This window comes from Peptostreptococcus sp., from assembly GCF_036639115.1.
Classification (GTDB): Bacteria; Bacillota; Clostridia; order Peptostreptococcales; family Peptostreptococcaceae; genus Peptostreptococcus.
In genome coordinates this window covers 1-6,166 of the sequence record NZ_JAVWJH010000002.1, presented here as the reverse complement: position 1 = coordinate 6,166, position 6,166 = coordinate 1, and the positions used below count along the sequence as shown (strand labels likewise).

Genomic DNA, 6,166 nt, shown 5'->3' with positions numbered 1-6,166 from the left:
ATACAATATTATACACGATTTTCACTTAATTATTGCAAATTATAACTATATTTTATTTTTAATAATATTTTTACCTTTCTTTTATTTTTATATTATTTTTTATTCTAAACACTATTTTCTATTTTTCACCTTTAGTAAAACATACAAAAATAAATCCCCAAATTTCGAGGATTTATCTTTTAATTTCCTATAAGCGACTATTAATATATATCGAAGAACTCTCTTTAATATATTATAAAAATTTTATTTTTATATTCAACAGCTTGAACATTCATTTATTATTTTTTATCAGTTTCTTTATTATTGTTTTTATTTTCTGCTTTATTGTTGTCTTTTTTATCTGTATTATTTTTTTCAGTAGACTTGTCCATACTGTCTATTATTGCTTGGTCTACATCACTAGCCAATTTCTTCATCTCTTTTGCTATACCATTGTGCTTGACATCATCAGACATAACTTCTTTTATTCCCTTAAATGTTCCTAGGAAGTTTACAGCCTCAGAAGGTAATACAAGTTTTGATGATTCTCCTTCACCAAGTTTTTCAAGAGCTTCCATAGACTTAAGTGCAAGTATATTGTCATCTACATCTGAATCCTTCATAGCCTTAAATACAACTTCAATACCATCTGCTTTAGCCTTTTGAGTCTCTCTGATGATGATTGCTTCACCTTCTGCTCTGGCTGAGTAAGTATCTCTAATTGCTTCAGCTTCACCTTCTGCTTCAAGTATTTTTGACTGTCTTTGACCTTCAGCTTCTCTTATCATTGCTTCTTTTTTAGCTTCTGCTCTAAGTATCGCTGATTGCTTTTCTCCTTCTGCTATTAATATCTTAGACTGCTTTTCTCCTTCTGCCTGAAGAATTGACTCTCTTCTTTCTCTCTCTGCTCTCATCTGTTTTTCCATGGCAGCCTGAATATCTTTTGGAGGCATAATATTTTTTAGCTCTACTCTATTTACCTTTATTCCCCATATATCTGTAGCTTCATCTAAGATAGTTCTCATTTTTGTGTTGATAAGATCTCTAGAAGTAAGTGTTTCATCAAGGTCAAGATCACCAATTATATTTCTTAATGTAGTCGCTGTTAAATTTTCAATTGCAGATATTGGATTCGCTATTTCAAAAACATAACTTTTAGGATCTGTTATTTTATAATAAACTACTGTATCTATCTGCATAGTAACATTATCTTTAGTAATTACTGGTTGTGGTGGAAAATCCACTACCTTTTCTCTCATATCTATCATGTAGCTCATTGAGTCTATAAAAGGAACCAAAAAGTGTATACCAGTTTTGGCTTCTTTATAGAATTTCCCCAGTCTCATTATAATTCCGACTCTTGCCTGCTTTACAATTCTAATACATCTAAATGCCAAGATGATTAAAAGTGCAATTAGTAAAATCATTAAAATATTTTTAAACATATTTTCCTCCTGTCAATAATTGACTTTTATTTTTAGAGCAATTAGTATCATTAATTTATTATTATATAAAACAACAAGTTAATATCTAATAGCAAATAAAACTACTTGATTTTCTCAACTACAAGCTTTACACCTTCAATTGATTTTACTTCTACTTCAACTCCTTTTCTTATTACTTCACCTTCATTCAAAGATATAGCTGTCCACTCTTCACCTTTAACTTTTACTATTCCTACCTCTTTAGGCGTTATCTCTCTAACTACAAATCCTTTTTTACCTATTACCGCATCAATATTTGTATCAACACTTGCCCAATGAGTGTTGTCTTTATCCTTATCAATTTTGATAAGTTTTTTGGTTGCGACAAATAATAGTGAAAATGAAACCAGTGCAAATACTACTATCTGTATCGGAATACTATCTGTAATATAAGACACTATCAATGCACAAAACGCTCCTATTGTAAACCAAATCATAGTAAGGCTAAGTGTAGCTGCCTCAATTACTGCAAAGGCAATTGCAACCAAAATCCAGATTACTTTTATACTCAGTATCATGCCTTTTGCCTCCTTTTAATTATTTAATCTTATTATATAATATTTTTAATTCGTTTGGTATTATTTTTAATATTTCACTTGCTGTCACCACTTGTTTTTCTTTATATATCTTATCTCCGCAAAGTCCATGTATGTAAACTCCCATACAAGATGCCACAAATATATCATATCCTTGTCCGCAAAGAGATGTGATCATACCAGTAAGAGCGTCCCCCATGCCACCATTTGCCATTCCACTGTTGCCAGTTGTATTTACCATAGTTCTTATTCCATCTGTAACGATAGTATTTTTTCCTTTGAGTACAATCACAATTTCATTTTCTTTTGCGTACTTCTCAGCGTAAAATATCCTATCTTTTTGTATATCTTCAATACTTACTCCTGTCAATCGAGAAAACTCACCTAGGTGTGGAGTTAATATGCACTGAGAATCTTTATTTAAAAAGTCTTTTTCAAAAACATTTATTCCATCTGCATCTATAACTACAGGAGCATCTATATTATCTAATATCCTTTTCAAAAATCTTTTTGTTTTATCAGTATCTCCCATTCCAGGACCTATAGCAAGAGCATCTACAGTCTTGAGAATTTTTTCTAGCTTTTCTCCATCTGAATATGGACAAGTCATAGCCTCTGTCAATTTTGTAGCTATAATACTTTGAGTATCTTCTGTACATATAAGTGTAGTCAATCCAGACCCTGTATTTACCGCTGCAGAGCTTGATATATATGCTGCACCATAAAATCCATTCGATCCAGCGGCAATTGCTACTTTTCCAAAGTCTCCCTTATGCATGGTGTCATTTCTTGGGATCAAATTATCCAAAATATAATTTTCATCAATAAAACTAGGTAAAATATCAATATCATTATATAGTTTATAAGGTACACCAATCTCTTCAACATATATTTTTCCTAAATACTTTTCACTACTATATCTCAAAAATCCTCTCTTGAAAAATTCAAAAGTTATAGTATAATCAGCAAGAACAGACACACCCATTACTTCACCTGTAGTCCCGTTAAGACCTGATGGTATATCTATTGCTACTATGTTATAGTCATATTTAGCCTTATATTTATTTATTAATTCTATTACTTTTTTATATTCACCTTCAATATCTCTATTTAGACCAACTCCAAATAAGCAATCTACTACTTCATCCGATTTTTTTAGAGAGCTTATTACTTTGTCGTAATCTTCTTCATCAAAGTGTATATGCTTAATTCCCATATTTATACATATCTCAAAGTTAGTCTTTGCTGAAGAGCTCATATTTTCTAGATTACCAACTGTGATTATTTCTATATCCTTACCTGTATTTGATAGTTTTCTGGCTATTGCAAAACCATCTCCACCATTATTCCCACTTCCACATATAACTGAAATCTTTTCTAAATCAATATTAATTTTATGTTCTATCTTTTCCAATCTTTCAAAAGCTGCACTTGCTGCATTTTCCATCAAAATAATTTCTGGTATTTTGTATTTTTCAATACAATATTTATCTATTTTTGAGGTAAATTTCGATTCTGCGATATACATAAAAATCATCTCCTTTTCAATTAATCAATTTCTTTGTATAAGTGACCCTTACTAAACTCTTTATCAATATTTATATTTAAATCTTTCATATCTATATTATAATCTAAACCACTTGCATAGTTCGATACTTTTATAAACTTTTCTACAATTTCTTGAATTTCTTTTTCTTTTTCAAATGATAAGGCTATTTCGATAGATCCAATACCTTCATTATAAAGTTTTTCCAAATCCTCTAACAGTGATACAGTATCATCTGAATAAATTGTAGTTCTACAATTTTCATCTTGAGAAAGTCTATACTTATATCCTTGATCAGACTCCAAAGAATATGTACTTTTTTTGCACATTGCATCTCTTTTATTCTTACTACATTCCTTTGTAAGTACTCCCATAGGACAATATTCGCTTATCATCATCTCTGTTCTTCCATACGCTAGGTACTCTATATCTGACTTATTAATAATATCTTTTGATAGATTCTTTATCTGCATCATGGACATCTCTTGTGAGAGACATATTCTTTGAGCTGATCTTTCACTATAATAATTTATAGATTCATCATTCATTACATTCATCCAAGAAGAAATAAATATTTTTTTATCTGAATAATTCTTTTTAATAAAAGAAAGCTCCCCATAGTTGGCAATTCTAAAACCTTCCAAATATTCTATTTTTTCTTTTGGTATATTTAAAAGAGTTTTATATACATTTTTTTCCATGCTTCTTATTATTCTTGGCATATAGTAAACTATTTTTTTATTATTTTTTCTAGCTATATCTATTGCATCTTCTAAGCTATAGATATCTCTATAGTATATACAGTCTATGTCCATGTTCTTTATTGCATTTATTTGCTCTATTTTATTACAAGATACATTTACTAATAGACTTTCACTTTTCAAAGATTCTTTATCAGTTTTTTTGCTCAAAACATCATTTTTCTTCTGTTGAGAAAGATAGTTTTCTAAAATAGTTGATCTGTCTATATATACCCTTTTATCTGAAAGACTATCTATTGCCTTTCTTCTCAGATTATTCAGTTCACTAATCGGTATACTTACTCCTTCTTCTATGTTAGAAGTAAATTCGTCCAGTCTATATGGAGTATCTCCCATTTTTGAAATTTGTTTGCTAGCTTTTTCTTCTGAAATAGCTACTTTCAATGCTCTTTCAACTTCTTTATCACCTTGGACTTCTACTCTGTTTCCATCTATGTCTTCTAATGAAAGCTTTACTTTTTCTCCTAGTTTCAGAGTAATATTTCCTTTCAAAGGAATTTTTATATACTCTTTATCTTCTTCATATGTCCTTCTTACTCTATCAAGAAGATCTCCATCACTAGTTCTAAATACTTCTGTTCCCTTTGCTATATCACCAATGTAGTCAATCTCTACTATTTCACCAGGAGCTGCATAGTCTTTAATTTGTTTTCCTTTAAGTACTCTACCTACAGTTCCTCCACCTACATTTAGTCCATCGCCCTTTTTCAAACTTTTTTCAAGTTTAATTTTTAGTCTCTTTGACTTTGTGTTACAAGATAATACTTTCCCTATATATAACCCTCTATTGTTCGGTTTTTCAGAGTTCATCACTGAAGCCCCTACTTCACCTAATATATACCCATGAGTGAATTTTCTATTAAAAATAGTGTATAGTTCATCTAGTCTTTCATCATCTACACCACGATCATTATTTTCTATGTAGTTTACTATTGCTTCCCTATACGCTGATATGACTGTTGCTACATACTCAGGTCTTTTCATTCTACCTTCAATTTTTAATGATAGGACATTAGAATCTATAATATCTGCTATATTTTCTATAGTATTTAGATCTCTTGGGCTAAGTAAGTACTGACCTTTTGTATCTACATATGAATCCTCTTCTATATTATAAAGCTGATATTTCTGTCTACAAGGCTGGGCGCACCTTCCTCGATTGCCAGATCTAGTACCAAGTACAGAGCTCATAAGGCACTGACCAGAGTAACAAACACACAAAGCTCCATGTACAAACACCTCAATATCGACGTCTGAGTTATCTGTTATATACTTTAATTCATCAACATTTAACTCTCTTGCCAGTACAACTCTAGTAAAGCCCATATTTTGAAGATATAATACATCTTCTAAAGAGTGTGCTGACATCTGTGTACTAGCATGAAGTTCAAAATCAGGTAACTCTTTTTTTATTATACTTGCCATTCCAATATCTTGTATTATTAGGGCATCTATTTGTATATTGTATAAAAACTTTATATACTCTAAAAAATCATCCTTTTCATCTTGTTTTATCAACGTATTTACTGTTACAAATACCCTTGCCCCTCTTATGTGAGCATATTTTACTGCCTCTATTAATTCTTCTCTATCAAAATTATTTGCACTTGCCCTTGCACTAAATTCTTTTCCACCCAAATACACTGCATTTGCACCATTTTGTATTGCTGCTTTCAGCGACTCAAAGCTCCCAACTGGAGCCAATAACTCTAAATTTTTATTCATAAAATCAAGACATTTTACATATTGTAAATTGCCCTTGACCTCCTTTCAATCTTTATAACAAACCATTATAATAAAATGTCTTGCTTTTGCTTTTGCTTTTGCTTTTGCTTTTGCTTTTGCTTTTGCTTTTGCTTT

4 protein-coding genes are annotated in these 6,166 nt (G+C 30.6%); all 4 read right to left on the bottom strand.

Translation table 11 applies throughout. From position 1 onward, the window contains the following. Positions 1-278 precede the first annotated feature (278 nt). Positions 279-1,424, bottom strand: coding sequence for an SPFH domain-containing protein (locus RR561_RS02405; protein ID WP_332505832.1), 1,146 nt, complete (start codon positions 1,422-1,424; stop codon positions 279-281). Between the two features lie 101 nt (positions 1,425-1,525). Next, complete coding sequence (locus RR561_RS02400) at positions 1,526-1,981, bottom strand: NfeD family protein (protein ID WP_332505831.1); 456 nt, start codon at positions 1,979-1,981, stop codon at positions 1,526-1,528. A 19-nt stretch (positions 1,982-2,000) separates the two neighbouring features. Beyond that, positions 2,001-3,527 (bottom strand): NAD(P)H-hydrate dehydratase, encoded by a 1,527-nt coding sequence (locus RR561_RS02395; RefSeq protein WP_332505830.1) that lies wholly within the window; start codon positions 3,525-3,527, stop codon positions 2,001-2,003. Between the two features lie 20 nt (positions 3,528-3,547). Continuing rightward, positions 3,548-6,031, bottom strand: coding sequence for a U32 family peptidase (locus RR561_RS02390; protein WP_332505829.1), 2,484 nt, complete (start codon positions 6,029-6,031; stop codon positions 3,548-3,550). Positions 6,032-6,166 lie beyond the last annotated feature (135 nt).

Coding starts and splice junctions, on each gene's coding strand:
- RR561_RS02400 (WP_332505831.1), bottom strand. CDS start 1,981: ATGATACTGAGTATAAAAGTAATCTGGATTTTGGTTGCAATTGCCTTT.
- RR561_RS02390 (WP_332505829.1), bottom strand. CDS start 6,031: ATGAATAAAAATTTAGAGTTATTGGCTCCAGTTGGGAGCTTTGAGTCG.
- RR561_RS02405 (WP_332505832.1), bottom strand. CDS start 1,424: ATGTTTAAAAATATTTTAATGATTTTACTAATTGCACTTTTAATCATC.
- RR561_RS02395 (WP_332505830.1), bottom strand. CDS start 3,527: ATGTATATCGCAGAATCGAAATTTACCTCAAAAATAGATAAATATTGT.